Here is a 22,926-nt window from a genome sequence, read left to right as displayed (position 1 = left end):
GCGATTGCTTGCGGGCCTTGCCCTAGGTAAAGAGCAATGGCTCCGGCGTGCGGGCTTCAGTCCATGGCGCGCGCTCACCGAAGACTTCACAGACCGGCCGTCAGTGCCGAACGGAGGATAGACCATGCTTCAGAAAACCAGCCATTTCATGCGGCAGGCCAATCTCATCAACGGCGAATGGGTGCAGGCCGACAGCGGCCAGACGGTCGACGTCAACAATCCGGCCACCGGCCTCAAGATCGGCACCGTGCCGAAGTCCGGCAAGGCCGAGACCCGTCGCGCCATCGAAGCCGCCGCCGCCGCCTTCAAGTCGTGGCGCAAGACGACCGCGCTCGAGCGCTCGAAGCTGCTGCGCAAGCTGCACGACGCGATGATGGACAATCAGGACGTGCTGGCCGAATTGCTGACCATCGAGCAGGGCAAGTCGCTGTTCGAATCCAAGGGCGAGATCGGCTCGGCAGCGTCCTATATCCTGTGGTTCGCCGAGGAAGGTCGCCGCACCTATGGCGATCTGGTACCATCGCCGTGGGCGGACCGCCGCATCCTGGTGACCAAGGAGCCGGTCGGCGTCATCGCCGCCATCACGCCGTGGAATTTTCCGTCCTCTATGCTGGCCCGCAAGCTCGGCCCGGCGCTCGCCGCCGGCTGCACCGCGGTGGTAAAGCCCGCCTCGCAGACGCCTTACTCGGGTCTTGCCTGGGGCGCGCTCGCCGAGGAAGTCGGTTTCCCGAAGGGCGTCATCAACATCCTGACCGGCTCGGCCAGCGAGATCGGCGACGAGATCTGCGCAAATCCGCTGGTGTCGAAGATCACCTTCACCGGCTCGACCGAGGTCGGAAAGCTTCTCATTCAGAAGTCGTCGGTCACCGTCAAGAAGGTGTCGATGGAACTCGGCGGCAACGCGCCGTTCATCGTCTTCGACGACGCCGACCTCGAGCGTGCCGTCGCCGGTGCGATCACCGCCAAGTATCGCAATTCCGGTCAGACCTGCGTTTGCACCAACCGCTTCCTGGTTCAGGCTGGTGTCTATGACAAATTCGTCGAGAAGCTCGCCGCCGCCAGCAACGGGCTGAAGGTCGGTTCCGGCCTTGAGGACGGCGTGCAGCAGGGACCGCTGATCGACGAGAAGGCGGTCGAGAAGGTCGAGGAACTGATCGCCGACGCGACGTCCAAGGGCGGCAAGGTCGTCGCCGGCGGCAAGCGCCATGCGCTCGGCGGTTCCTTCTTCCAGCCGACGGTCATCGCCAACGCGACACCCAAGATGCGCTTTATGAAGGAAGAGATCTTTGGCCCGGTGGCACCGGTGTTCAAGTTCGACACCGAAGAGGAAGCCGTCGCGCTCGCCAACGACACCGAATTCGGTCTCGCCTGCTATTTCTACACCGGCGATCTCGGCCGCGCCTTCCGCGTCATGGAAGGACTGAAATACGGCATGGTCGGCGTCAATGAAGGCCTTATCACCACACCGGAAGCTCCGTTCGGCGGCGTCAAGGAATCCGGCCTCGGCAAGGAAGGCGGACATCAGGGCATCGAGGATTATCTCGATACCAAATATGTCTGCATTGGCGGCCTCGGCCTCTGATAATCTATTCCTGAGATGGGGAGGCCGATGGCCTGCCCGTTTTGTGCGGGAAACCAGCCGACTGGATCAACTGGCATTTGCGGGCATGGCGATGAAGGACGGCGAGGTTTTCGGTACGACGCAGGCAGGCGAGGCGGTGCGTCGCTTCACGATCAGGGGCGGCGGCATCACTGCCAACATCCTTGGCCTGGGAGCGATCATCCAGGATCTGCGCCTAACCGGGCACGATGCGCCGTTGGTGCTCGGCTATGACAATCTGGGATCCTATGAGACCGATACGGCCTTCTTCGGCGCCGTCGTCGGCCGCTATGCCAACCGCATCCGCGATGGCCGTTTCACCATCGCCGGCAGTCGCTATCAGACCGAGCAAAATTTCCTCGGGAAACATACGTTGCATGGCGGCTCGCAGGGCTATTCCCACAGGCCGTGGACGGTTTCACTGCATGGCAGGGATTTCGTCACCCTGACGCTGCATGATCCCGATGGCTCGATGGGCTTTCCCGGCGCGCTCGACGTCACCTGCACCTATCGGCTGAAGATCCCGGGCACGCTCAGTGTCGAGCTGACCGCCACCTGCGAGGAGCCGACGCTGTGCAATCTCACCCAGCATTCCTATTTCAACCTGGATGATGGCGGTGCCGGCGACATTCTCGACCACAGGATGATGCTGAATGCCGGTGCCTATCTGCCAGTCGATGGCGACATGATCCCGACCGGGGTGGTCAAGCCGGTTGACGGCACGCCGTTCGATTTCCGCCAAGCGCGGCCGTTGCGCATGGAGACCGAGGGCGAGCAACTGTCCTACGACCAGAATTTTTGCCTTGCCGCGTCACGTGGACCACTCAAGCAGGCGGCATGGACGCAAGGCGCCAGTTCCGGTGTCGAGATGGAAGTCTGGACCACCGAGCCCGGCGTTCAGCTCTATACCGGCCAGTACGTGACGCCGCGTACCGGACTCGAAGGCCGCAACTACAAGGCCTTTTGCGGTTTCTGCCTGGAGCCGCAGGTATGGCCGGATGCGCCGAACCGGCCCTATTTCCCGCAGGCAACCTTGTGGCCGGGCGCGATCTACCATCATGTGACGGAGTATCGCTTCCGCCTGCCTTAAGGTCCGCCGATATTCAGGTGAGACCGGCCTGCAGACAGCAGTTTCCTGCGCTTCCGGTGCTCACATACCCAAAAGTACGCTCCGCTCCGGTTCTCGGAACCTGCTGTTTTCGGCTCGGCCTGACCTGAATCTTCACCGGACCTTAGCCTTCGAAAGCGTTTCGCAGCGTCTCGAACGGCGCCAGCGCGCCGCGCACCTGCACCACGGCGGCGGCGACGCGATGGGCACGGCGTGCGGCTTCCAGCGCCTCATGGCCGGCAAGACGAGCTGCAAGATAACCGCCGTTGAACGAGTCGCCTGCGCCGGTCGTATCGACGGGGTCGGCGACATGGATCGCCGGGACCTCGCACAGCGTTTCTCCTTGGGCAATCAGTGCCGGCGCTTCGCCATTCTTGACGACGACCTCACCGACGAGTTGCCCGAGCCGCTCGGCCGTCGCCCGCGGTGTTTTATCACCAAACAGCATCTGCTCGTCGGGGAAGGTCGGCAGTGCGATGTCGGTGACGACAAGGGCTTCGGCGATCGCGGCCTGCGCCTCCTCGCGATTGCGCCAAAGCCGCGGCCGGTAATTGGGATCGAACGCGACAGTCGAGCCGGCTGCCCGCGCCTTGGCGACAGCCGCCAGCAATGTGGTGCGCGCGGCCTCGCTCAGAATTGCCAAAGTGATGCCGCTGAAATAGACAAAGGCCTGATTTTCCAGGTTTTTCGATAGTGCTGCAGGATCCGAGGCAAGCTGCCGGGCAGCGGCGTCGGAACGCCAGTACGTGAAGGAACGCTCGGCGCCGGTGAGCGTGATGGCATAGAGACCCGGTCGCGCCCCCGCTATGATGGGGCTGGAGCCGATGCCGATGCCGTTTTCCGCGAAGAAGCCGATCTGGCCTTGGGAAAACGGATCGTCGCCGAAGGCCGAGACATAGGTTGCGGGCCGCCCAGTGCTCAACGCGTGCAGTGCCCAAAGCGTGTTGAACGTATCACCGGCAAAGCCCATGCGCCAGTTTGGTCCCGTCTGACCCGACAGTTCGAGCATGCATTCGCCGATCGAGGCGACGCCGTTTCCCGCCATCTGCAATCCTCCAGTGATCTCGCTGCTGTAGCTTTTTGCCACCGGCAGCGCCATGCTTGGCAAGCAGGGTTTTTTCCGCCATGGCGTTTTCCCACAGCTGGCGGGATGCGATCCGTCCGGCAGAGCGTTGTCTGCAGAAGAGGAAACGGTTTGGCATCGATATGGCGCTATCTTCTCGCAGGTTTTGGTCTGGCTGCCTTGCTGGTCGGGGTTCTCGCGGTGGTCTATCTGACGGCGCCGCGGTCGTCGCTGCCTGCCGGCCCGGATGTTTCGCGCACGAAGAACACCGACAACGGGCTATTCGTGGCTAGTTTCTTGCCGGAGCGGGGCGTTGTGCGGCAAGGCCAGTTGCAATCCTGGCTGCTGACGCTGAAGACAAGGGCCGGAGCTCCGGTCGAGGGGGCCGCGATCACGATCTCTGGCGGCATGCCGCTGCACAGCCATGGCCTGCCAACCAGCCCGCAGGCGACCGACTATCTCGGCGACGGACGCTATCGCATAGAGGGGGTGAAGTTCACCATGAGCGGCTGGTGGCAGCTGCATTTCGCCATTTCGGCCAATGCCGGCTCCGACACCGTGCTCTTCAATGTGGTGCTGTGAGCAAGAAATGAGGTGGCTTTCACGTTTTCTGGCAATGATGGTTGCCGTTATGCTTGCCGGTTGCGGCGAGCCTGACTTTTCCGACGCCGAGAAGAAGACCATCGCCTCGCTGGCGCTGTCCTCACTGCCGCCGCCCAAGCCCGACACCACCAACCGCTTTGCCGACGTGCCGGCCGCCGCCGCACTCGGTTCGACGCTGTTTTTCGATCAGGGCATGAGCCGTGATGGCACGGTATCCTGTTCGACCTGCCATAAGATCGACCGGCAATTCCAGGACGACCTGCCACAAGCCGTCGGCGTCGGCCACACCAACCGGCGCACCATGCCGCTGGCCGGAGTGGCGCGCGATCCCTGGTTCTTCTGGGACGGCCGCCGCGATAGCCTGTGGGCGCAAGCGCTAACACCGCTCGAAAATCCACTGGAGCAGGCAGGAAACCGCGCTGCCTACGCCCATTACATCAAGGCGCGCTTCGGCGAACGCTACGAGCGCATCTTCGGGCCGCTGCCCGATTTTTCCGACATGCCGTCGAATGCCAGCCCGCTTGGAAACGATGCTGAGAAGGCTGCTTGGGACGCGATGAGCGGCGTGCAGCGTGACGCCATCAACGGCGTCTTTGCCAATATCGGCAAGGCGATCGCCGCTTTCGAACGATCGATCGAGCCAGCGCCGACGCGCTTCGACCGCTTTGCGATGGACCTCGTCACCGGCGCCGAGCCGAAAGGCGACGCTGTTTTTTCGAAGGAGGAGATCCTTGGGCTAAAACTGTTCATCGGCAAGGCCAATTGCGTGACCTGCCACAACGGCCCGCGCTTCACCGACAACGGTTTTCACAACACCGGCGTGCCGCCCGTTGCGGGCCTGCCGCCAGATCGCGGCCGCATCGATGCCGTGCGCCAAGTCGAAGCCGACCCGTTCAACTGCTTCGGCGCCTATCGCGATGGCGACGCCACCGCCTGTGGCGAACTGCGCTTCATGGTCAAGGATGCGCCGCAACTCATCCGCGCCTACAAGACACCGTCGCTGCGCGGAGCCGCAACGCGGCCGCCCTACATGCATGCCGGGCAGTTTTCGTCGCTCGACGAAGTGGTGGCGCACTACGCCAAGGCGGCCCCTAGCGTGGAGGGTACGTCCGAAATTCATCCGCTGGAGCTGTCGGATCATGAACGTGCGGCGCTGGTGGCGTTCCTGAAGACGCTTTCGGAGTGAGTTACCGATCCTTCACCGTCTCCATTGCCACGAAGGTCGAGGTCTGGGCGACGTGGGGCAGGGCTGAAATACGCTCGCCCAAGACGCGGCGGTAGGCGGCGATATCCCGGGTGCGAACCTTCAGCAGATAGTCGAAGCTCGACGCCATCATGTGGCATTGTTCGATCTCCGGCACGGCCTGCACGGATCGGTTGAAGGCGTCGAGCGCGGCGGATCGGGTGTCGGACAACTTCACCTGGACGAAGGCAACATGGCCTTCGTCCATGCGCTCGCGGTCGATGATCGCCTGGTAGCCCCTGATGTAGCCTTCCTTTTCCAGCCGCTTCACCCGCGCCTGGACGGGCGTCTTCGACAGGCCGACCTTTGCCGCCAGTTCTGACATGGACAGCCGGCCATCGCTTGCCAGCGCCGCCAGGATATTCCTGTCGATGCGGTCCAATTGGTCTTCTGTCATCGAAGTTTCAGGCCATATGTCAATTTCTGGACGCCCAAGATAGGGCAAATGAGCTGCAGTGTCGATTTCTTTGGACCGGCCGAAATTTCGCATTTGTGCTAGCTTGCGCCATTCGGTTCGGTGACCGCCGGCCCGATCCCCTTTGCTCGATCCATGGGACCGCCATGCCAGCGCTTGATGCCATCCGCCAGCAGATCCGCGCCAACTATCTGCCCGACGAAGACGAGGCCGTGAAGCGACTGGCCGAGGCGACGGGGCTTTCAGCGAAAGACCGCAAGGCAATCTCTGCCCGCGCCGCGGATCTGGTGCGGGCGGTGCGTGGATCGTCCGATCCAAGGCTGATGGAAGTCTTCCTCTCCGCCTACGGTCTTTCCACCAAGGAAGGCGTGGCGCTGATGTGCCTGGCCGAGGCGTTGTTGCGCGTGCCCGACACCGAGACGATGGACGACCTCATCGCCGACAAGATCGCGCCGCACGACTGGTCGGCGCATTCGGGCGGCTCGAGTTCCATTTTCGTCAACGCCTCGACCTGGGCGCTGATGCTGACCGGCCGTGTCCTCGATGAAGGCGAGGGCGGCATCGAAGGCACGCTGCGCTCGATGGTGCGGCGGTTGGGCGAGCCGGTCATCCGCAAGGCAGTGGCCGCCGCCATGCGCGAAATGGGCGAGCAGTTCGTGCTCGGCCGCACCATCACTGAAGCCGTCAAGCGCGGCCGGCCAATGACGCAGAAGGGCTATCTCTATTCCTTCGATATGCTGGGCGAGGCAGCCCGCACCGAGGCCGATGCCTTGCGTTACCACAAGGCCTATGCCGACGCGATTTCCTCGCTCGACGCCGGTTCCAATGGCCCTGATATCCGCCAGAACCACGGAATCTCGGTCAAGCTGTCGGCGCTGCATCCGCGCTATGAGGTGGCGCAGAAGGACGGGATGCTGCCGGTCATGGCCGAGCGACTGCTGTCGTTGGCGCTGGCCGCGCGCCATTCGCGCATGGGTCTCAACATCGATGCCGAGGAGGCCGACCGCCTCGATCTGTCTCTCGATGTCATCGAGCGGGTGCTGGCTGAGCCGGAGCTCGCCGGCTGGAATGGTTTCGGTGTGGTGGTGCAAGCGTATGGACCACGCGCGGCCTTCGCCATCGACTGGCTCTATGCACTGGCCAAGAAGTACGGCCGCAACATCATGGTGCGGCTGGTCAAGGGCGCCTATTGGGACACCGAGATCAAGCGGGCGCAGACGCTCGGGCTCGCCGGTTATCCCGTCTTCACCCGCAAGGTCAACACTGATGTCTCCTACATCGCTTGCGCGAAAAAACTGCTTGGCATGACCGACCGCATCTATCCGCAATTCGCCACCCACAATGCCCACACCGTCGCCGCCATTCTGTCGATGGCGACGAACCGCGACGCCTTCGAATTCCAGCGCCTGCATGGCATGGGCGAGGCGCTGCACGAGACGGTGCGCCGGGCCGAGGGCACGCGCTGCCGCATCTATGCACCAGTCGGTGCGCATTCCGATCTGCTTGCCTATCTGGTCCGCCGGCTGCTGGAGAACGGCGCCAACTCCTCCTTCGTGCACCAGCTCACCGACGAGGACGTCGAGCCGGAGGACATTGCCCGCGATCCACTCGAAACCGTGGAGAGCCAGGGTCCGGCCGCCAATCCGGCGATTGCCCGGCCTTCGCAGATTTTTGGCGCCGGCCGCCGCAACTCGAAGGGTTTCGATATCACCGACACGATGACGCTGGCGGCGATCGACAAGGCCAGGGAGGCCTTCGTCGGGCCGGATCGCTGGCATGCCAAGCCGATCACCCGGGCGGCCGGCTACGGCAAGCAGCGTCCAATTGTAAACCCGGCAAAGCCTTACGAGGTGGTCGGCACGGTCAGCGAAGCCGCTGCCAAGCAGGTGGCGACCGCCGTGCGCTTTGCGTTGGAAGCGCAGCCGGCCTGGGCGAAGCGTCCCGTGGGCGAGCGCGCGGCCATCCTGAACCGCGCCGCCGATCTCTACGAGGCGAACGCCGTCGAATTCTTTGCGCTCGCCACAAGGGAGGCCGGCAAATCGCTGGCCGACGGCGTCGCCGAGGTTCGCGAGGCCGTCGACTTCCTGCGCTATTACGCCACTGAGGCGGCCAATGCGGAGGCGGGCACGCAAGCGCGTGGCGCCATCGTCTGCATTTCGCCGTGGAATTTCCCGCTCGCCATCTTCACCGGCCAGATCGCGGCAGCGCTGGTCACCGGCAATTCGGTTATCGCCAAGCCGGCCGAGCAGACGCCGCTGATCGCCTTCCGCGCCGTCGAACTGCTGCGCGAAGCCGGCGTGCCGGAAGATGTCATCCAGCTTCTGCCCGGTGACGGTCCATCGGTCGGCGGGCCGCTGACCGCCGATCCGCGCATTGCCGGCGTCTGCTTCACCGGCTCGACCGAGGTCGCGAAGTTGATCGAGAAACAACTGGCCGAGACAGCCGCGCCCGACGCCATGCTGATCGCCGAGACCGGTGGTCTCAACGCCATGATCGTCGATTCCACCGCGCTGCCCGAGCAAGCCGTGCGCGACATCCTGGCCTCGGCCTTCCAGAGTGCCGGCCAGCGCTGCTCGGCGCTGCGCGTGCTCTATGTGCAGAAGGACGTCGAGAAGAAGATGCTGGAGATGCTGAAGGGCGCCATGGAGGCGCTCAGCGTTGACGATCCCTGGCGGATTTCGACCGATGTCGGCCCTGTCATCGACGACGAGGCGCAGAGTTCGATCCGCGAGTACTGCACGAAGATGGGCCTGCAGGGCCGGCTGATCGCCAAGCTCGAGGCGCCCAAAGTGGGCCGCTTCGTCGCGCCGCATATCTTCCGGGTCAAGGGCATCGAGGACATGGAGCGCGAGGTGTTCGGGCCGGTGCTGCACGTCGCCACGTTCGACGCCGACGAGATCGACGGGGTCATCGCCGCCATCAATCGCAAGGGCTATGGCCTCACCTTCGGCCTGCACACCCGCATCGAGGGCCGCGTTCAGCATTTCGTCGACGGCATCCATGCTGGCAACATCTACGTCAACCGCAACCAGATCGGCGCCGTGGTCGGTTCGCAGCCGTTTGGCGGGGAGGGGCTGTCCGGCACCGGACCCAAGGCCGGCGGTCCGCACTATCTCAGGCGCTTCCGCAAGGGGCCGGAGGCCGGAACCCATGTGCAGGATGGCCATAAGGTCACAGCGACCGAACTTGCCGACAATCTGCCCGATCCCGCACTTGGCGGCTGGTCGACGCGCCCGGACCGGATCGCCATTCTGAGGAAACATCTGCGCGGCAAGGGTGCCGCGGCCATTGGTGCCGCCGCTGGCATCGACTTCGGCCAGGTCGATCTGCCCGGACCGACCGGCGAGGCCAATACGCTGTCACTATCGCCACGCGGGCGGGTGTTGTGCCTAGGCCCCGATGGCGACACGCTGCTCGCGCAGACGATCCAGGCGCTCGCCGCCGGCAACGCGGTGCTGGCGGTTGCGCCCGGCGCGCCGGCAGCCCTTTCCGCATTGACCGGCAAGGGCCTCCCCCTGGCCGCCATAGACGGTCGTCCCGATCCGGTCGAAGCGCGCTCGCTGCGCGTCGATGTCGTGGCTTTTTCCGGCACGCCCGAGGCCGCGCGCATCGTGCGCAAGGTCATTGCCGACCGCTCCGGCCCGATCGTGCCGCTGGTCAGCGAGGTGCTGAACCCGGCGGCCTATGCACATGAACGCGCCGTCTGCGTCGACACCACCGCCGCGGGCGGCAATGCGAGCCTGCTGGCCGGGGCTTGACCCGGCCAGTTGTTACGCACCTTCGACGACGGAAAAACCCTCAAACTGGGGGTGGCCGAGATAATGGACCTTTGTCGTGCCGACATTTCGATGTGCGGCACGAAAATTCTCCGATTTGGTCCAGGCGATAAAATCATCATGGCTCGCCCACACCGTGTGCGACGCAAACAGCGTGTAGCCTTCGGCCTCGTTGACCGGGCCACGCAGCAGATGGAATTCCCTAAAACCCTTCATCTCCGCGAGGCTGGAGTCGCGGTTCTTCCACACGGCTTCGAAATCGTTCTCCGAGCCGGTCTGCACCTTGAAGCGGTTCATGGCGATGTACATCGTGATTCCTTTCATGCTTAACGATCGATGGCTGGCGTAACGGGCCACGGAGACTCAGAATGGGCCGATTGGTGCTTTGAACCGCCAGCTTAACTTTCCGGTCTCCGGCGGAAAGGGAGGGAAGGGTGCCTGTTTTCGCACCAGCTCCAACGCGAATTGATCGAGTTCCGGAGAGCCTGAGCTTTTGGCAAGTTGCAAGTCGCTGATATTTCCATTGGCCAGGACCACAAATGCTACCATAGCATTGTTGCGGGCCGTCGATTGCGCCGCTTTCGAAACGCGGCGATTGGCGCGAGCCAATTTGTTGGCCACCTCGCCGCTATAGAGAGACGTTGCCGCGTTGCCGGCATCGGTTTGTTTTTTGCCTTTGCTGGCAATTGCCGCTTTTATCTCGTGGCCGTCCGCTGTGCCGCGCTTCTCGTATGGTTCGCTAGCAGTTGCTGGGACAACTGCCGGAATTGGCCTGGCGCTTGGAATCGGCGCCTGTTCTGGAACGGCGACAGGCATTTCGATGCTCTCGGCCTGAACCGTCGGCTGTGCCGGCGTTTCGGCCTTGGGAGACACGCTCTGGTCATCGGGGCGTGGGGCGCCGGCCACCAATATGTCCGGGGTGATCATCTGCTGTTTGACAGGTTCCGGCAAAGGCTTGAGCGGCGGCTTCGCCGCTTGCCGGGCGGGCTGCGCAGGTTCTGTTGGCGGCGCCGGCTTGGCCGGCTCTGGTTTGGTCGGTTGCGGGTTCGGCACCAGCGCAACATTTATCGCCGGCGGGTCCTTGTCCTGCGCGCTGCCGACCACGTTGGCACCCGATTGATCACTGCCTTCTGACTGAATTGCGTCCTGGAAACTGGATATCCCTGAAGGGGAGATCAGAAAAGCCACTGCCACCGCGGCATGGAGCAGGCAGGAGACGACAATCGCTGCCGTCCATTTGCGGTTCCAGACCGATGGCCGCGGCAGCGGCCCGGTCGGTTTTATCGCTAGCTCGGCGCTGGCGTCTGTGAGGGGGCTGATATCCTGCATGTCTCGCGTCGAGACCTGCAGCGACCCGAGCAGAATTGTCAAATCAAGATCGCTTGGTCCAGAGGACAGCGAGCGGAAGCCGGCCAGAGGCCATGCCACTGTGGTTCGCGTGAATGCGGGATGCAGTCCCACCTCAGATTCCGAAAGCGATCCCGGTCTTGGTGCCCGTCTTCAGCTTTCGTATGCAGGCGTTCGGTTCGACGCCGGTACCGGTGCATTCGGTCGCGCTGTTGATCAGCACGCGGCTGATTCTCGAACACTCGGTGCCGGCCAGATCGAAACGTGTCACCTTGGTCTTGCCTGCCGGCAATTCCTTGAAGTCGAGCACGGTCAGCCGGTCGACGACGCCGGCCTCGTTGAACAAGGCGATCTCGAACGCCGCCTTGGACAGGTCGGCGCCGAGATTGTTGTTGACCACGAACGTCAGGCGGCACCCCTTGTCGGAAGGTTGTGCAGCGTTGAGCTCGAGGGTGAGCGCAGGGACCGGCGCGGACTCTTGTGCCCACGCCGGAACCATCGCAAGCGACATCGCCAGCATCGAGGTCAGCAGACGAAGGGATGTCGTCAAGCTCGTCATCGTCATCAGCCTCCAAATCGCATCGTTGCCGCCAGCTTCAGGGTGATGCCCGGCTCATAGACCGCGACGGTCGTGCTTCCGTTGAGCGGGTTGGCGTATTTGACATCGAACAGATTATCGGCGCGGAAATCGACCTTCAGATTGTTCGTCGCCTGATAGCTGGCGAAGGCATTGACTAGCGTATAGTTCTTGGCCACCGCATTGCCCTTCGGCTTGCCATTGTACTGCACTTCGCCACCGACAGTCAGCTTGTCCTCGAGGAAGCGCAACCCGAGTTGCGCGGTGACCTGGGAGGAGGGGATGGTGGCGAGATCTGCCCGGTCGCCTTCATACGAGATCGTGTGACCGTTGATGATGGAGGCGGAAAGTCCGGCATAGCCCCATGCAGCGTCGTAAACGCCTTCCATCTCGAAGCCATTGATCTTGGCTTTGGCGAAGTTCTGATACTGGAAGCAGATCGGGATGCCGGGGCCGAACGGGCAGCCGCTGGTCGGATCGAACGGCGACAGTGTCACGCCATCGATATAATCGTCGACATCGTTGTTGAAATAGGCGGCCTTGATGCGGAGTGCATCGCCAGCCTCTATCATGTCGTTCTGCTTGTAGTTGATGCCGAACTCGGTCGTCTTGCCAGTTTCAGGCCGCAAATTTGGATTGGGCAGGAACGGGAAGCTCACGCCCGCCGGATGATTACCGCTGATCAGCGTCTCGGTAATCGACGGCGAGCGATAGCCTTCCGCATAGGTGCCATAGAACTGAAGGCCTGCAAGACCGGCGGATTCGAACGGCGTGACACCGACGGTGATGCGCGGGGACACCCTGTCGCCAGATGTGTCGCGGGTATCATCCTTGAGGCTGTAGCTATCGTAGCGCAGCCCGGCGATGACTTCGAGCCACTCCCAGGTGAGCTTGTCCTGGACATAGGCGCCGGAGACGTTGCGCTTGCCCGACGGCGTGTAGAAGCTGTCGCCGCCAGCTGCACCGCCCGTCTTGACGTTGTCGCCAGCCCAGTCGCCGCCATAGGTCAGTTCATGCGCGATGCCGCCCGTTTCGAACCGGGACGTGTTCCAGATGTCGATGCCTGTCGTGCCGACATCGAATGTCGACTGCGATCCTGCCGGCAAGACTACGGGAAGGCCGGTCACCGGATCAAAGCGGTTTTGCGGGACAAGGCTGGTCAGATCGAGGTTGGTCTTGTTGTAGGAGGTGTTGATGTGGAGATCGAGCCAGCTTTTGTCCTCATCCGTAATGTTGTAGCGGGCCGTGAAGGTATTCGACTTCAGGTCGACGTCATTGACCGGGACGCCGCCGCTGATCTCGGTCCAGGCGTCGCTTGAACCGACCCAGCTGAGCTTCAGTTCGCTGTTGTCGGTCGGCCGGATGGTGGTCTTGAGCAGGCCGCTCAGCACGTCGAAGCCGGTGCCCTTGACGGTGTCGCCGCCGCCGTCCTTGTAGTCGTCGTAGTTGCGGTAGACGATGTTGCCGAGCGCGTCCCAGTTCTCGTTGAAGCGGTAGGCGCCGGATGCGCTGGTGGTCCAGCCCTTGCCGTTGCTGTCATAGCGTCCCGTGACGGAGCCGGCCCATGTCTCGTCCGGCTTGAGAAAGTCCGCGGCGTCCTTGGTGTCGAAGAAGACGACGCCGCCGATGGCGCCCGAACCGTAGGTGTTGGCGACAGGTCCACGGATCACGTCGACGGATTTGACGAGTTCGGGATCGATGTAGAAGGTCGACTGCGTGCCGTGGTCGGAGCGCTGAAAATTCTGCCGCGCGCCATCGACGATGACCGCGACGCGGCCGAAATCCTGCAAGCCGCGGATGTTGATGCTGGTGCTGACGCGTCTGGCGTCGGCCTGTGCCGCAACACCGGGCACGCCCAGCAGCATCTCATTGGGCGTCGTCGCCATGCGGCGGTTGAGCTGTTCCTGGCCGACATGGCTGGCCGACGCCAGCGATTCGATCGCCGTCTCGCCGGTGCGGCTGATGACGAGGATCTGGTCGAGCAGCGTTGCACCCGCAGGTGCGGCCTTTTCTTCGTCAGTCTTCTTCGTTTGATCTGTCTGCTGGTCCGCCGCCTGCTGAGCGTTGGCCGGTTGCGCCGACAAGGCGATCGCCGCCACGCTTGCCAGCAAAGCCGCAGCGCCGTTCGCCGCTGACCGTCCGTGCCATTCCCAATTCACCAACCCCATGCCCCAACTCCAGCTTCCATGCTGGCTGGCCTGGGCCTGGCTGGCACTTTTTGATCGTATCCGGCGTCTTAAATCTTGACTCATTTAATCCGGTATTGCACTGACTAGTAAACATGATTATTCGAGTCAAGATATGAATCGGATTACGCAACGCCTAGCCAGACGCCCGGCACAGGAAAGGGATCGATCCAGATGAACACCCACAATCCCAACGATTTTCGCTATCGCGTCCGCCGTTCCGACGATGCCTCCGCACGTTTCGACCGGGTTCCGCTGGCGGTGCGAACCCTGTCCAGCAACACCCTGTTCCAGGGCGAGCACGAGATCGGCATCGAGCATCACGGCGCGCTCTACCGGCTGAAGATCACCCGGCAGGGCAAGCTCATTCTCAACAAGTAAGGCAAGGCTATAGGGACGAGACATGGACCAGCGCGTAAAACCCGCCCCGCATGAAATCCGGCGGGCACGGACAGACAATCCGAAGGCGCGCAAGCGTGATCTGGCTGCCCAACTCGGCATTTCGGAGGCCGAGCTGGTCGCCGCGCATTGCGGCGATGGCGTCGTTCGCATCGAGCCGCGCGTCAACGATCTTTTGACCGGCCTCGAGGCAGTCGGCGAGGTCATGGCGCTGACCCGCAATGAAAGCGCGGTGCACGAAAAGATCGGGGTCTATGACAAGGTCGTCACCGGCAACCACAATGCCATGGTGCTTGGCGAAAACATCGACTTGCGCATCTTCCCGAAAGCGTGGGTGCATGGCTTTGCCGTGGAAAAGCGCGATGGCGACGAGATCCGCCGCAGCCTGCAGTTCTTCGACGCGGCAGGCGAGGCCGTGCACAAGGTGCATCTGCGGCCGGCCTCCAGCCTCTATGCGTATCAAAAATTGGTCGCCGCGCTCGAATCGTCCAATCAGGAGTCGACGGTCGACATTTCGGGGCCTCTCCCCGACGACGAGAGCCATGGTGACGAAGCGACCGCCAATCTCGACGACCTGCGTGACCGCTGGAGCCGGCTGACCGACGTGCACCAGTTCTTCGGCATGCTGAAGACGTTGAAGCTCAGCCGCCGGCAGGCGGTGCGCATGGTCGGCCAGGACTATGCCTGGCTGCTCGACAATGACGCCGTCCGTGCCATGTTCCATCACGCCGCGGAGGGCGAGATACCGATCATGTGCTTTGTCGGAAACCGCGGCTGCATCCAGATCCATTCCGGTCCAGTCAAATCCATCAAGCCGATGGGACCATGGATCAACGTGCTGGACGAAACCTTCCATCTGCGCCTGCGAACCGACCACATCCACGAGGTCTGGGCCGTGCGCAAGCCGACCAAGGACGGTCATGTCACATCGCTCGAGGTCTATGACGCCGAGGGCAAGATGATCATCCAGTTCTTCGGCAAGCGTCATGAAGGCGAGAGCGAGCGTGACGATTGGCGGTTCCTGGCAGAAAACCTGCCGCGCATCCCAAGCCCGACAGCAGCCTGAGGAGAACGACAATGGGTTGCATTTCCAAGATCATCGCCGGACCGGCGATCGGTCTGTCCCTTGCTTTCGTCGCGCTGCAACCTGTCAACGCCACGGAAGGCACGGCCGTATTTGCCGATCCCTCGAGGATTGCGGCCATTGGCGGCTCGATCACCGAGATTGTCTTTGCGCTCGGCGAGGAGAAGCATCTGGTGGCGCGCGATTCCACCAGTCGGTATCCGAAAGCGGCGCTTGAGCTGCCTGATGTCGGCTACATGCGCGCGCTGTCGCCGGAAGGCGTCCTGTCGGTCAACCCGACCGGCATCCTGGCGCTGCACGGCAGCGGTCCCAAGGAAGCCGTCGATGTCTTGAGGAAGACGAGCGTCCCGTTCATCGAAGTGCCCGAGCATTATAGCCACGAGGGTATCCTCGAGAAGGTCCGCATCGTCGGCAGGGCACTCGGCGTCGACGCCAAGGCCGAGGCGCTGGCCAAGGAGCTTGATGCCAGGCTCACGGCCGCCGAAAAGCAGACGGCCTCGATCATGCAGCGCAAGCGCATCCTGTTCGTTCTGTCGATACAGGGCGGCAAGATCCTGGCGGCCGGCAGCGAGACCGCCGCCGACGGAATGGTCAGGCTGGCTGGCGGCGTCAACGCGGTCGAAGGCTTTTCCGGCTACAAGCAAATGTCCGACGAGGCTGTTATCACCGCCAGGCCGGACGTGATCCTGATGATGAGCAATGCCGGGCCTCCGGTGTCGGACGACGAACTGTTCGGCAATCCGTCTGTCGCCTCGACGCCTGCCGGCACCGCGCGCAAGCTGATCCGCATCGATGGCGCCTATCTGCTCGGCTTCGGGCCGCGCACCGCTGACGCCATCCATGAGCTCGCCGTCTCACTTTATGGCGGGCAGGTCGCGGATTGAGCAGGCAAATTATGGTCGATCAATCGATCGCCGGTCCGGTGAAGGCGATGGCGAGCGCATCCGAAGGCGACCGGTCAGGCCGCGCCCGCATCGTCATCCTGCTGCTGTACCTGGGGCTCTTCATTGCCGTCCTGCTATCACTGACATCAGGAGCGTCGGACGCGTCAGCGGTCAACGTCATCAGCGGTTGGCTGTTCGGCACCGTGCCTGATAACGCCGCGTTGAGCGCCCGCGACAGCTTGATCGTCTATGACATCCGTTTGCCGCGTATCACCCTCGGCCTGCTGGTAGGCGCGGCGCTCGCAGTCTCCGGCGCGGTCATGCAGGGGCTGTTCCGCAATCCGCTGGCCGACCCCGGCCTCATTGGCGTTTCGGCTGGCTCCAGCCTCGGCGCGGTTGCCGTCATCGTACTCGGCGCCACAGTGTTGGCTCCGGCGACAGCCATAGTCGGCACGCTTGCGCTGCCACTGGCGGCCTTCTTCGGCGGGCTTGCGACGACTTTGGTGCTCTATCAGGTTGCGACACGACGGGGGCAGACCTCGGTTGCCACAATGCTGCTCGCCGGCATCGCGCTGGCAGCACTCGCCATGGCGCTGACCGGCATCCTCATCTTCATGGCCGACGACCGCCAGTTGCGCGACCTGACCTTTTGGTCACTCGGATCGCTAGGCGGTGCGACCTGGGCGAAGATTGCTTCGGTCGGACCGATCATTGTCTTGGCGCTGGCGGCGATGCCATTCCTGGCACGCGGCCTCAACGCCCTGGCGCTGGGTGAGGCGACCGCCGGCCATCTCGGCATTCCGGTGCAGCGGCTGAAATACACGGCCATCATCGGGGTCTCGGCGGCGGTCGGCGCGTCCGTCGCCGTCAGCGGCGGCATCGGCTTCGTCGGCATCGTGGTGCCGCATCTGCTGCGCTTGGCTATCGGCCCGGACAATCGCTATCTGCTGCCGGCGTCGGCGCTGCTCGGCGCCTCGCTGCTGGTGTTGGCCGATGCGGTCGCTCGCACCGTCGTGGCACCGGCCGAACTACCGATCGGCATCGTCACCGCGATCGCGGGCGCGCCGTTCTTCCTTTGGATACTGCTGCGCAAGCGCGGCTTAGTCGACCTGTGAGAGTCGTTTATTTGCGGGAGTTGGGATGATCGAGGCAAGGGACGTTTCGGTTGACATCGCAGGCAAGCGTATCGTCAGCGGTGTCGATTTCCACGCGCGGCCCGGCGAGATCGCCGCCATCGTGGGCCCCAATGGTTCGGGCAAGACGACCTTCCTCAAGGCGCTCTCCGGCGACCTCGCCTATACCGGGCGCGTCGCCCTCAACGGCCGCGATCTCTGCGCGATGAAGCCGGTCGAGGCCGCCGTCCAGCGCGCAGTGCTGCCGCAGGCGACGACATTGTCGTTCCCGTTCACGGTGCGAGAAGTGGTCAAGCTTGGTCTTGTCGGCGGCCGCTCGGGCGTCCTGCCGGGCGAGGATGCGCGGCTGCCGGAACGGGCGCTGGCGCGCGTCGATCTCGACGGTTTTGCCGGACGTTTCTACCAGGAGCTTTCGGGCGGCGAGCAGCAGCGTGTCCAGCTTGCGCGCGTGCTGTGCCAGGTCTGGGCGCCAGTGCTCGACGGCAAGCCGCGCTATCTGTTCCTCGACGAGCCCGTTTCCAGCCTCGACATCAAGCACCAACTGATCATCATGAACATTGCCCGCGACTTCGCCAGAAGCGGCGGCGGCGTGGTTGCCATCCTGCACGACCTCAATCTGACGGCCATGTATGCCGACCGGATCTTCGTCATGCATCGCGGCCGGCTGGCCGCCGCAGGGTCGCCGCAGGACGTGCTGAGCGATGACCTGATCGAAAAAGTGTTCGACTGCCGGCTGAGGGTCGGCGTGCTGCCGGCCGGAAACATGCCGTTCGTGCTGCCCCAGTCGGCGGCCTAATTTATTGCAGTAGGTCTAGCCAGAGACACGTTCAGGCAGCCGGGGCGCGGCGCTCCAACAGCATGTCGATGCCGAGCAGGTTGCGCACATTCGGGCGCGCCGCCACCAGATCGGCGATCGTGTAGCGCTCCAGCACCGCGAAGAACGCGTTCAGCGCCTCGCGTAGCGCCGAATTCAGCGCACAGCTGTCGACCAGCGGGCATTCGGCGGCATCGTTCTCGAAGCATTCGGCCATGGCGAAGCTTTCTTCCGTCACGCGCACCACATCGAACAGGCTGATCGCTTCGGCGCCACGGCCAAGCTTGACGCCGCCATTCCTGCCCCGCACGGTCTGGACAAGGCCGTGTTCGACCAGCGGCTGCAGGATCTTGAACAGGAACAGTTCCGACACCGAATAAGCGGCGGCGATCTCGGGGATGCGGCTCAGCCGGTCATCGTTTGCCGCGCAATACATCAGGATGCGCATGGCATAATTGGTCTGGCGCGTTAACCGCATTTTGTCCTCGCAAAGCAATAGGTTGAATCGAATATGGCCCATACCTTGGAATAATTCCAGACTAGCGCGGCATAATAGGTGAATATTCGCGTCAACTTATGTGCAAGGCCGGGGAAAACCGTGACCGCGCAGGATAGGGCGGGCATTCGGACAAGCGAGATACTAGATTAGCTCGCAACCGACGAGGAGTAGCTCGACCATGGCACAATCGGCCCAGGCCATGACCCCTTTGCGAATCGGTAGCGACGCGGACGCCAAGCTTTCGGCGCTGCGGCGCACGAAATTCGCGGCAACAGCCGCACTGGCGCTGTGCGTTCTCGTCTTCGCCATGGCCAAGTCTTTCGAGCATAGCTATCCGTGGCTCGGGTTTGTCGCCGCCTTTGCCGAGGCCGCGACCATCGGCGGCCTGGCCGACTGGTATGCGGTGGTGGCGCTGTTCAGGCGGCCGTTGGGGCTGCCGATCCCGCACACCGCCATCATCCCCGAGAACCAGATCCGCATCGCCGACAATCTCGGCCGCTTCATCGAGGTCAATTTCCTGGCGCCCGAACCGGTGCGCGAAAAGCTTGCCGAGGTCGATTTTTCGGAGCTCGTCGCCGATTGGCTGGCCGATGCCGATCGCGCTGCCGGCCTGTCGCGCTTCGTCGTGCGACTGGTGCCGCAAATGCTTGTGGCGATGGAGCAGTCCGGCCTGCGCGGCTTCGTCACCAGCCGCATGCTCGAGCAGATCGAGAAGGTGCCACTGGCGCCGCTGGCGGCCGAGCTGTTGTCGGCGCTCACCGACGATCGCCGCCACCAGAAACTGTTCGATGAATTCACCAAGGTGATCGGCCGTTTTCTCAACGACGAACAGGCGCTGGCGACGATGCGCGAGAAAATCCGCGAGGAATTGCCGTCGCTGTTCAACCTGTTTCGCGCCGACGCCTATCTCCTGAAGAAGATCGTCGCCTCGGCCGGCTCGCTGCTCGACGAGGTGAGGGCCGATCCGGATCACCCGATGCGCGCCGAATTCGACCATTTCGCTCTAGGCTTCGTCGAAAGGCTGAGGACATCGAAGCAATATGCCAAACGCGCAGAGAAGCTGAAGCGCGATTTCCTGGCCCGGCCGGAGGTCAAGGCATTGGCCGGCGACATGTGGGCAAGCCTCGGCCAGTTCATCGAGGAGGACGCCAAGGCGCCGAATTCGGTTATCCGCGCGCATCTTGCCAACATGTTCGTCGAGGTCGGGCGGCACCTTGCAAGCGATGCGCAGATCAGGGCCGACATGAACAGGGGGTTCGTGGTGGCGCTCGCGTCGTTCGTGGAGAGCCAGAAAAGCGGCGTGTCGACATTTATCGCCGACCAGGTCAAGCGGTGGGATCTTGCGCAGCTGACGCGATTGATCGAGATGAACATCGGCAGGGACCTGCAATATATCCGCTTTAACGGCATGATCATCGGCGGGCTTGCGGGTGTCGTGCTATATCTGGCAGAGCGGCTGTTCCTCGTGCATTGATGCACGCCCAGCTGGCGTTGATTTCAATCGCGTTCGAAATGGACACACGGCATGCGAGTGCTATTCTCCCGCTGAGGGCGCCCGCATCCGCGGCAAAGGGGAGAAAACCAGCATGGCAAAACAACCGGAATCCGATTCCTTCATGGACATGTTCGGCAGATTCGGCCGCGACCTGAAGCTGCCCAATGTCGATGTCGAGGCGATCCTCGCCCATCATCGCAAGAACCTCGAAGCGCTGGAGAAATCGGCACGAGCCGGTGCCGCCGGCGCGTCCTCGCTGTTGTCCAGGCAGCGCGAGATGTTGCAGGACACGCTGCGCGAAGTCACCGATATGGCGCAGAGCTACAGGGCGCCTGGCAATCCGCAGGAATTGATGGCCAAACAAACGGAATTTGCCAGAAAGTCCTTCGAGGCGGCGTTGAAGAATGCCGGCGAAGTCGCTGAACTGGTAAAGAAATCCGGTACCGAATCGGTCGATATTCTGCGCACGCGCATCAAGGAGGCGATGGAGGAAATTCGCTCCGGCTACGAGAAGAAGTAGCAGCTGTGGCCCAGGCCGGCTCATTGCTGCCGGCCGCTCTAAAGGCCGGGAAATACCGATTGACCTGCCCCTTGCGCTGGGAGCCATGGCGCGATTGTGGCCTGGTTCGGCGGAACGGATTCGCGCAGGGCGAATTGACAGAGGCCGTCAGTTCGTGGTCCGGAGGCTTGGCAAGCGATCGGGAAACCAGGAATGACCGAAATACGGCCTAAAACGCCGCCGACCTACGAGCAGTTGAGGACGATGGCCGGGCAGGAGCTTGGCGTGTCGGAATGGACGACGGTCGACCAGAACCGGATCGACCAGTTCGCCGAATGCACCGGCGACCATCAATGGATCCATGTCGATCCCGAGCGGGCGCGGCGGCAAAGCCCGTTCCGCACGACGATCGCGCATGGCTACCTGACATTGTCGATCATCGGCGCGCTGGCGCTCGGCATGGGCATCGTTCCGGAGAATACCCAGGCCGCCTTCAACTATGGCTTCGACAGGGTGCGTTTCCTGGCGCCGGTCAAGGTCGGCGCACGCATCAGGCTGCGCATCACGCTGCTGTCCATGGAGGACAAAGGCCCCGGCCAGTATCTGATGAAGGCGGCCAATACGGTCGAGATCGAAGGCGAGGAAAAGCCCGCTCTGACGGCTGAAACGCTGGTCATGCTCTACGAGCGCCGCAAGCGGGCAGGGGCCTGAGCGCCGGTTCGCGCAGATCAGAGGTTTTGCGACACTTCCACCAGTCTCTGCCGCCTGAACTCGGCGCGGACCGAGAGCAATGCGAGGACCAGCGCGACCAGCGCCAGCACCGTTGCCGTCTGAAAGGTGACCTGCATTCCCCGTGCGGCGGCATCGGAACTCAAAGGACCAATACCTTCGTGTCCTCTAGCCGACGCGACGGCGAATATGGCGCCCATCAACGATGCGCCGGTGATGAGCCCAAGATTGCGTGAAAGATTGAGCAGGCCGGAAACGACGCCGCGCTCGCCGGCACCGACACCGGTCATGACGGCTGCATTGTTGGATGTCTGGAACAGCGCGTAGCCGACGCAGGTGACGGTGATCGGAACGACATAGCCGCCAATGCCGAGTTTGGTCATGGCGAGTGACAGCAGGAAGGTGCCCGTGGCAAGGCTCAGCAGGCCGGCGACCATCATCCTGTGAGCGCCGAAGCGGTCGGTCAGGCGTCCGGCCACCAGCGCCGACAGGGTCGAGACGAGCGGGCCGGTCGACAGCACGAGGCCGACCATTGCGGCATCCAGCCCAAGCCCGCGGGACAGGTAGAACGGAGCCACCACCAGGGTCGCCATCATCACCGTGGCGACAACGAGGCTCATGGCGAGACTGGCGCTCAGCTGGAGATCACGGAAGCCGGCAAGCTGGATCAAGGGGTTTTTCACTCTCGCTTGCACGGCGGCGAAAAGAAAACCGCCGATGCCGGCAGCTATCAGCAGGCTGATGTTGAGCGCGCCGAAATTGCCTCTGCCAAGCGTCATGGCCATCGCATAGGCGGCCAATGTCAGCGCCAGCAGGACCGTGCCTGTGACGTCGAACTTGCCGCGATCGGCCTGCACGGTTTTACTGCGCGCCGGCAAGGCACGCCAGGCGAGGGCGAAGGTCAGCACACCCAACGGGACATTGACGAGGAAGATCGCTCGCCAGCCGAGGCCGGCGATCAAAAGGCCGCCTAGCGAGGGGCCAAGTGTCGTCCCGATCGCGGACATGGCGCCGAGCAGACCCATGGCGCTGCCGGTCCGTTCCTTGCTCACTGTTTCCGCGACAAAAGCCAGCGTCAGTGCCATCATCAGCGCCGCGCCAAGTCCCTGCACGGCCCGCGCCGCTATCAGCAACCAGAGGGACGGCGCCAGACCGCAGAGCGCCGATGCCGATGTGAACAGCGCGATGCCGCCAAGCAGCAGCGGCCGGCGCCCGAACATGTCGGCCAGCCGTCCGGCGCTGACGATCAGTGTGGTGATGGCGAGCAGATAGGCCAGAACAACCCATTGCACGGACTGGAACGATGAGCCGAAATTCTGCATCAGCGATGGCAGCCCGACGCTGGCAATGCTGGTTCCCAGCGACGACAGCAGCGTGGCGAGCGACAGGCTTGCCAGCGCCCAGCGGGCGGATTGCATCTGTGGCAGCGCCGATGCGCGCCCGTCCCGATTTTGCTCAGCGATTGCCACGGC

21 protein-coding genes are annotated in these 22,926 nt (G+C 63.1%); 13 read left to right on the top strand and 8 right to left on the bottom strand.

Going from position 1 to position 22,926, the window contains the following annotated elements; all coding sequences use genetic code 11:
* The first annotated feature begins 124 nt into the window (after positions 1 to 124).
* Together NKH57_RS09095 and NKH57_RS09090 are read left to right on the top strand one after the other, a co-directional pair.
* Positions 125 to 1,582 (top strand): NAD-dependent succinate-semialdehyde dehydrogenase, encoded by a 1,458-nt coding sequence (locus NKH57_RS09095; protein ID WP_352943615.1) that lies wholly within the window; start codon positions 125 to 127, stop codon positions 1,580 to 1,582.
* 85 nt (positions 1,583 to 1,667) lie between these two features.
* On the top strand, positions 1,668 to 2,690 hold the full coding sequence (locus NKH57_RS09090; RefSeq protein WP_352604924.1) for an aldose epimerase family protein: 1,023 nt from the start codon (positions 1,668 to 1,670) through the stop codon (positions 2,688 to 2,690).
* Between the two features lie 142 nt (positions 2,691 to 2,832).
* Here NKH57_RS09090 and NKH57_RS09085 read toward each other — a convergent pair whose 3' ends face one another.
* Positions 2,833 to 3,753, bottom strand: a complete 921-nt coding sequence (locus NKH57_RS09085; RefSeq protein ID WP_352604922.1) for a sugar kinase — start codon at positions 3,751 to 3,753, stop codon at positions 2,833 to 2,835.
* A 150-nt stretch (positions 3,754 to 3,903) separates the two neighbouring features.
* Here NKH57_RS09085 and NKH57_RS09080 point away from each other — a divergent pair, with 150 nt between their 5' ends.
* Entirely contained in the window at positions 3,904 to 4,353 is a 450-nt protein-coding gene (locus NKH57_RS09080; protein WP_352604920.1) for a FixH family protein, read from the top strand.
* Positions 4,354 to 4,360: 7 nt separating this feature from the next.
* Entirely contained in the window at positions 4,361 to 5,560 is a 1,200-nt protein-coding gene (locus NKH57_RS09075) for a cytochrome c peroxidase (protein ID WP_352604918.1), read from the top strand.
* A gap of 1 nt (position 5,561) precedes the next feature.
* On the opposite strand, the gene NKH57_RS09070 is transcribed toward NKH57_RS09075, so the two are convergent.
* On the bottom strand, positions 5,562 to 6,014 hold the full coding sequence (locus NKH57_RS09070; RefSeq protein WP_023757689.1) for an Lrp/AsnC family transcriptional regulator: 453 nt from the start codon (positions 6,012 to 6,014) through the stop codon (positions 5,562 to 5,564).
* A 164-nt stretch (positions 6,015 to 6,178) separates the two neighbouring features.
* Between NKH57_RS09070 and putA the strand changes: the two genes are divergently transcribed.
* Complete coding sequence (gene putA, locus NKH57_RS09065; protein ID WP_352943612.1) at positions 6,179 to 9,790, top strand: bifunctional proline dehydrogenase/L-glutamate gamma-semialdehyde dehydrogenase PutA; 3,612 nt, start codon at positions 6,179 to 6,181, stop codon at positions 9,788 to 9,790.
* A 12-nt stretch (positions 9,791 to 9,802) separates the two neighbouring features.
* On the opposite strand, the gene hmuQ is transcribed toward putA, so the two are convergent.
* From hmuQ to NKH57_RS09045, 4 genes are read right to left on the bottom strand one after another with little or no spacing between them, the layout of a single operon-like run.
* Positions 9,803 to 10,117, bottom strand: a complete 315-nt coding sequence (gene hmuQ, locus NKH57_RS09060) for a heme-degrading protein HmuQ (protein ID WP_352943627.1) — start codon at positions 10,115 to 10,117, stop codon at positions 9,803 to 9,805.
* Positions 10,118 to 10,171: 54 nt separating this feature from the next.
* A complete protein-coding gene (locus NKH57_RS09055) occupies positions 10,172 to 11,236 on the bottom strand; it encodes an energy transducer TonB family protein (protein WP_352943610.1) in 1,065 nt (354 codons plus the stop codon).
* Positions 11,237 to 11,270: 34 nt separating this feature from the next.
* On the bottom strand, positions 11,271 to 11,714 hold the full coding sequence (locus NKH57_RS09050; protein ID WP_352728635.1) for a hypothetical protein: 444 nt from the start codon (positions 11,712 to 11,714) through the stop codon (positions 11,271 to 11,273).
* Between the two features lie 5 nt (positions 11,715 to 11,719).
* A complete protein-coding gene (locus NKH57_RS09045) occupies positions 11,720 to 13,900 on the bottom strand; it encodes a TonB-dependent hemoglobin/transferrin/lactoferrin family receptor (protein ID WP_352943608.1) in 2,181 nt (726 codons plus the stop codon).
* A gap of 192 nt (positions 13,901 to 14,092) precedes the next feature.
* Between NKH57_RS09045 and hemP the strand changes: the two genes are divergently transcribed.
* From hemP to NKH57_RS09020, 5 genes are read left to right on the top strand one after another with little or no spacing between them, the layout of a single operon-like run.
* Entirely contained in the window at positions 14,093 to 14,299 is a 207-nt protein-coding gene (hemP, locus tag NKH57_RS09040) for a hemin uptake protein HemP (protein WP_023757683.1), read from the top strand.
* A gap of 22 nt (positions 14,300 to 14,321) precedes the next feature.
* On the top strand, positions 14,322 to 15,383 hold the full coding sequence (locus tag NKH57_RS09035; protein WP_352943606.1) for a hemin-degrading factor: 1,062 nt from the start codon (positions 14,322 to 14,324) through the stop codon (positions 15,381 to 15,383).
* 11 nt (positions 15,384 to 15,394) lie between these two features.
* Positions 15,395 to 16,285: a heme/hemin ABC transporter substrate-binding protein gene (locus NKH57_RS09030; protein WP_352943604.1), complete on the top strand. Its 891-nt coding sequence runs from the start codon at positions 15,395 to 15,397 to the stop codon at positions 16,283 to 16,285.
* 11 nt (positions 16,286 to 16,296) lie between these two features.
* Positions 16,297 to 17,400, top strand: a complete 1,104-nt coding sequence (locus tag NKH57_RS09025) for a FecCD family ABC transporter permease (protein WP_352943602.1) — start codon at positions 16,297 to 16,299, stop codon at positions 17,398 to 17,400.
* A gap of 25 nt (positions 17,401 to 17,425) precedes the next feature.
* Positions 17,426 to 18,214: a heme ABC transporter ATP-binding protein gene (locus NKH57_RS09020; protein WP_352943600.1), complete on the top strand. Its 789-nt coding sequence runs from the start codon at positions 17,426 to 17,428 to the stop codon at positions 18,212 to 18,214.
* A 31-nt stretch (positions 18,215 to 18,245) separates the two neighbouring features.
* Here the strand turns inward: NKH57_RS09020 and rirA are convergent, their stop codons facing one another.
* Complete coding sequence (gene rirA, locus NKH57_RS09015) at positions 18,246 to 18,710, bottom strand: iron-responsive transcriptional regulator RirA (protein WP_023757678.1); 465 nt, start codon at positions 18,708 to 18,710, stop codon at positions 18,246 to 18,248.
* A gap of 199 nt (positions 18,711 to 18,909) precedes the next feature.
* Here rirA and NKH57_RS09010 point away from each other — a divergent pair, with 199 nt between their 5' ends.
* The 3 genes from NKH57_RS09010 to NKH57_RS09000 all read left to right on the top strand — a co-directional run bounded on the left by NKH57_RS09010 (position 18,910) and on the right by NKH57_RS09000 (position 21,436).
* The gene (locus NKH57_RS09010) at positions 18,910 to 20,205 is read left to right on the top strand and encodes a DUF445 domain-containing protein (protein WP_352943598.1); all 1,296 of its coding nucleotides are present in this window, start codon (positions 18,910 to 18,912) and stop codon (positions 20,203 to 20,205) included.
* Positions 20,206 to 20,317: 112 nt separating this feature from the next.
* Positions 20,318 to 20,746: a phasin family protein gene (locus NKH57_RS09005; RefSeq protein WP_352943596.1), complete on the top strand. Its 429-nt coding sequence runs from the start codon at positions 20,318 to 20,320 to the stop codon at positions 20,744 to 20,746.
* Positions 20,747 to 20,938: 192 nt separating this feature from the next.
* A complete protein-coding gene (locus NKH57_RS09000) occupies positions 20,939 to 21,436 on the top strand; it encodes a MaoC family dehydratase (RefSeq protein ID WP_352604897.1) in 498 nt (165 codons plus the stop codon).
* 17 nt (positions 21,437 to 21,453) lie between these two features.
* Here the strand turns inward: NKH57_RS09000 and NKH57_RS08995 are convergent, their stop codons facing one another.
* Positions 21,454 to 22,923, bottom strand: a complete 1,470-nt coding sequence (locus NKH57_RS08995; RefSeq protein ID WP_352943594.1) for an MFS transporter — start codon at positions 22,921 to 22,923, stop codon at positions 21,454 to 21,456.
* Positions 22,924 to 22,926 lie beyond the last annotated feature (3 nt).

This window comes from Mesorhizobium sp. M1050 (assembly GCF_040318715.1).
Classification (GTDB): Bacteria; Pseudomonadota; Alphaproteobacteria; order Rhizobiales; family Rhizobiaceae; genus Mesorhizobium.
Note: the sequence above shows the minus strand (reverse complement) of the source record. Positions and strands in the feature narration are given on the sequence as shown.

What these genes read in the sequence shown, in the direction of transcription:
- NKH57_RS09095 (WP_352943615.1), top strand. Translation starts at nt 125, where the DNA reads ATGCTTCAGAAAACCAGCCATTTCATGCGGCAGGCCAATCTCATCAAC.
- NKH57_RS09090 (WP_352604924.1), top strand. Translation starts at nt 1,668, where the DNA reads ATGGCGATGAAGGACGGCGAGGTTTTCGGTACGACGCAGGCAGGCGAG.
- NKH57_RS09085 (WP_352604922.1), bottom strand. Translation starts at nt 3,753, where the DNA reads ATGGCGGGAAACGGCGTCGCCTCGATCGGCGAATGCATGCTCGAACTG.
- NKH57_RS09075 (WP_352604918.1), top strand. Translation starts at nt 4,361, where the DNA reads ATGAGGTGGCTTTCACGTTTTCTGGCAATGATGGTTGCCGTTATGCTT.
- NKH57_RS09070 (WP_023757689.1), bottom strand. Translation starts at nt 6,014, where the DNA reads ATGACAGAAGACCAATTGGACCGCATCGACAGGAATATCCTGGCGGCG.
- putA (WP_352943612.1), top strand. Translation starts at nt 6,179, where the DNA reads ATGCCAGCGCTTGATGCCATCCGCCAGCAGATCCGCGCCAACTATCTG.
- hmuQ (WP_352943627.1), bottom strand. Translation starts at nt 10,117, where the DNA reads ATGTACATCGCCATGAACCGCTTCAAGGTGCAGACCGGCTCGGAGAAC.
- NKH57_RS09050 (WP_352728635.1), bottom strand. Translation starts at nt 11,714, where the DNA reads ATGACGAGCTTGACGACATCCCTTCGTCTGCTGACCTCGATGCTGGCG.
- NKH57_RS09045 (WP_352943608.1), bottom strand. Translation starts at nt 13,900, where the DNA reads ATGGGGTTGGTGAATTGGGAATGGCACGGACGGTCAGCGGCGAACGGC.
- hemP (WP_023757683.1), top strand. Translation starts at nt 14,093, where the DNA reads ATGAACACCCACAATCCCAACGATTTTCGCTATCGCGTCCGCCGTTCC.
- NKH57_RS09035 (WP_352943606.1), top strand. Translation starts at nt 14,322, where the DNA reads ATGGACCAGCGCGTAAAACCCGCCCCGCATGAAATCCGGCGGGCACGG.
- NKH57_RS09030 (WP_352943604.1), top strand. Translation starts at nt 15,395, where the DNA reads ATGGGTTGCATTTCCAAGATCATCGCCGGACCGGCGATCGGTCTGTCC.
- NKH57_RS09025 (WP_352943602.1), top strand. Translation starts at nt 16,297, where the DNA reads ATGGTCGATCAATCGATCGCCGGTCCGGTGAAGGCGATGGCGAGCGCA.
- NKH57_RS09020 (WP_352943600.1), top strand. Translation starts at nt 17,426, where the DNA reads ATGATCGAGGCAAGGGACGTTTCGGTTGACATCGCAGGCAAGCGTATC.
- rirA (WP_023757678.1), bottom strand. Translation starts at nt 18,710, where the DNA reads ATGCGGTTAACGCGCCAGACCAATTATGCCATGCGCATCCTGATGTAT.
- NKH57_RS09010 (WP_352943598.1), top strand. Translation starts at nt 18,910, where the DNA reads ATGGCACAATCGGCCCAGGCCATGACCCCTTTGCGAATCGGTAGCGAC.
- NKH57_RS09005 (WP_352943596.1), top strand. Translation starts at nt 20,318, where the DNA reads ATGGCAAAACAACCGGAATCCGATTCCTTCATGGACATGTTCGGCAGA.
- NKH57_RS09000 (WP_352604897.1), top strand. Translation starts at nt 20,939, where the DNA reads ATGACCGAAATACGGCCTAAAACGCCGCCGACCTACGAGCAGTTGAGG.